The organism is Kitasatospora sp. NPDC091257 (assembly GCF_044757675.1).
In the GTDB taxonomy this organism is placed as follows: Bacteria; Actinomycetota; Actinomycetes; order Streptomycetales; family Streptomycetaceae; genus Kitasatospora; species Kitasatospora lactacystinica.
In genome coordinates, this window is record NZ_JBIVVI010001182.1 from 1 (window position 1) to 2,769 (window position 2,769).

The 2,769-nt window shown below is 70.2% G+C and carries 3 protein-coding genes; all 3 read right to left on the reverse strand.

From position 1 onward, the window contains the following. Nucleotides 1-22 precede the first annotated feature (22 nt). Nucleotides 23-1,387: a phosphoglucosamine mutase gene (glmM, locus tag ACIQOV_RS36025; RefSeq protein ID WP_401055027.1), complete on the reverse strand. Its 1,365-nt coding sequence runs from the start codon at nt 1,385-1,387 to the stop codon at nt 23-25. A gap of 165 nt (nt 1,388-1,552) precedes the next feature. Continuing rightward, nucleotides 1,553-2,062 (reverse strand): 30S ribosomal protein S9, encoded by a 510-nt coding sequence (rpsI, locus tag ACIQOV_RS36030; RefSeq protein WP_387735829.1) that lies wholly within the window; start codon nt 2,060-2,062, stop codon nt 1,553-1,555. A gap of 45 nt (nt 2,063-2,107) precedes the next feature. Continuing rightward, the gene (gene rplM, locus ACIQOV_RS36035) at nt 2,108-2,551 is read right to left on the reverse strand and encodes a 50S ribosomal protein L13 (RefSeq protein WP_030055846.1); all 444 of its coding nucleotides are present in this window, start codon (nt 2,549-2,551) and stop codon (nt 2,108-2,110) included. Nucleotides 2,552-2,769 lie beyond the last annotated feature (218 nt).

Genomic DNA, 2,769 nt, shown 5'->3' on the forward strand with positions numbered 1-2,769 from the left:
GGCCCTTCGCCGTCTCCGGGGCTCAGCCCAGGTGGGTGCGCACCGCGTCGGCCAGCCGCTGCCCGACCGCCTCGGCCTGCGCCGGGTCGGCGGCCTCGACCATCACCCGGACCAACGGCTCGGTGCCCGACGGGCGCAGCAGCACCCGGCCGGTGGAGCCCAGCTCGGCCTCGGCCGCGGCGACCGCCGCGGTCAGCTCGGTGCTGGTCCGCACCCGGGACTTGTCGACGCCCTTGACGTTGATCAGCACCTGCGGCAGCCGGGTCATCACGGTGGCCAGGTCGGCCAGCGGCTGCTTGGTGGCGGCCAGCCGGGCGCCCAGCATCAGGCCGGTCAGGGTGCCGTCGCCGGTGGTGGCGTGGTCCAGCAGGATCACGTGGCCGGACTGCTCGCCGCCCAGCGCGAAGCCGTGCTCCTTCATCGCCTCCAGCACGTAGCGGTCGCCGACGGCGGTCTCCACGAGCTCGATGCCCTCGCGCTCCATCGCCAGCTTGAAGCCGAGGTTGGACATCACGGTGGCCACCGCGGTGTTGCGGCGCAGGGTGCCGGCCTCCTTCATGGCGACCGCGAGGATCGCGATGATCTGGTCGCCGTCCACCTCGGCGCCCTCGGCGTCGGCGGCCAGGCAGCGGTCGGCGTCGCCGTCCAGGGCGATGCCCAGGTCGGCCTTGTGCTCCTTCATCGCGACCCGCAGCCGGTCCAGGTGGGTGGAGCCGACGCCGTCGTTGATGTTGAGGCCGGTGGGCTCGGCCCCCAGGGTGTGGACCACCTCGGCGCCGGCCCGGGCGAAGGCCTCGGGGGCGACGTAGGCGGCCGCGCCGTGGGCGCCGTCGATGACGACCTTGATGCCGTCCAGGCGGTTGGGCAGCACGCCGATCAGGTGGGCGACGTACTTGTCGAAGCCCTCGGTGTACTCGCGCACCCGGCCGACGGCCGCGCCGGTCGGACGGTTCCAGTCCTCGTCGCCGAGCGTGTGCTTGCGGTAGTGGGACTCGATCGCGTCCTCGATCCGGTCGTCCAGCTTGTGGCCGCCGCGGGCGAGGAACTTGATGCCGTTGTCCGGCATGGCGTTGTGGCTGGCGGACAGCATCACGCCGAAGTCGGCGCCGAGCGCGCCGGTGAGGTACGCCACGGCCGGGGTGGGCAGGACGCCGACCCGCAGGACGTCGACGCCGGCGCTCGCCAGACCGGCGATGACGGCGGCCTCCAGGAACTCGCCCGAGGCGCGCGGGTCACGGCCGACCACCGCGACCGGCCGGTGGCCGTCGAAGGCGCCGGCCTCGCCGAGCACATGGGCCGCCGCGACCGACAGGCCGAGCGCGAGCTCCGCCGTCAGGCCCTCGTTGGCCACCCCGCGCACGCCGTCCGTACCGAAGAGTCGTCCCACTGTCCCGTCCTCCATCACCACTGCTCGGAACCCAACCGAAGATCCCGGCCGCCGCACAGTAGCCGGGGAACACGTCGCCCCGGAGTACTCGAGGTACTCCGGGGCGACGGTTTCGCACAACCAGGGGGTGCGCCGCCAGGGCGGAGCGCACCCCCGGGGAGGCGATTAGCGCTTGCTGTACTGCGGCGCCTTGCGGGCCTTCTTCAGACCGGCCTTCTTGCGCTCGACGGCACGGGCGTCACGCATCAGGAAGCCGGCCTTCTTCAGCGCGGCGCGGTTGTTGTCCACGTCGGCCTCGTTCAGGGCACGGGCGACGCCGAGGCGCAGCGCGTAGGCCTGGCCGGAGGTGCCACCACCGCTGATGCGGGCGATGACGTCGTAACGGCCGTCCAGCTCAAGGAGCTTGAAGGGCTCGTTCACGGTCTGCTGGTGCACCTTGTTCGGGAAGTAACCCTCGAGGGTGCGACCGTTGATCTTCCACTGACCGGTGCCGGGGACGATGCGCACGCGGGCGATCGCCTCCTTGCGACGGCCGAGGCCGGCGCCCGGGGTGGCCTCGCCGAAGCGGCCGGCCAGGGACTCGGAGGTGTAGCTCTCCTCGGAGGTGTACTCGCCCTCGACGGCCTCAACGGCCTCGTCGAAGTCGACCTCAAGGGTTTCAGTGGTCTCGGCCACGATGTTCCTCAGCTCTTTTCAGTGTTGGGGGGCTTGGTGGCCGAATTACTGCGCGACCTGGGTGATCTCGAACGGCACCGGCTGCTGGGCAGCGTGCGGGTGCTGGTCGCCCGAGTAGACCTTCAGCTTGGAGAGCATCTGGCGGCCCAGGCTGTTCTTGGGGATCATGCCCTTGATGGCCTTCTCGACGGCCTTCTCCGGGTTGTTCGCCAGCAGGTCGTCGTAGCGCACCGAGCGCAGACCGCCCGGGAAGCCCGAGTGGCGGTAGGCCAGCTTCTGGGTCTTCTTGTTACCGGACAGGTGCACCTTGTCGGCGTTGATGATGATGACGAAGTCACCAGTGTCAACGTGCGGCGCGTAGATCGCCTTGTGCTTGCCCCGGAGGAGGTTGGCGGCCTGGGAGGCCAGGCGGCCGAGCACGACGTCGGTCGCGTCGATGACGTGCCACTGACGCTGGACGTCGCCGGGCTTGGGGCTGTACGTACGCACGGTCGTAGCCTTCGCTTTTCAGTGAGTGAGTCCTGACAGGAGCACCCGGACGGCAGAGCAGCCTGGCCAACCTTGGACGCAATTCAAGGGGGACCGCTGGTCGACGACCTGATGTCTCCGGCGTACCGACCTCTCACGTGAGAAAGAGCGAGCCAATACGCACATCAAGCGTCCAGGTTACCGGCCCGACCCTGAGGGGTCAAAAATCGGCTGGCCCC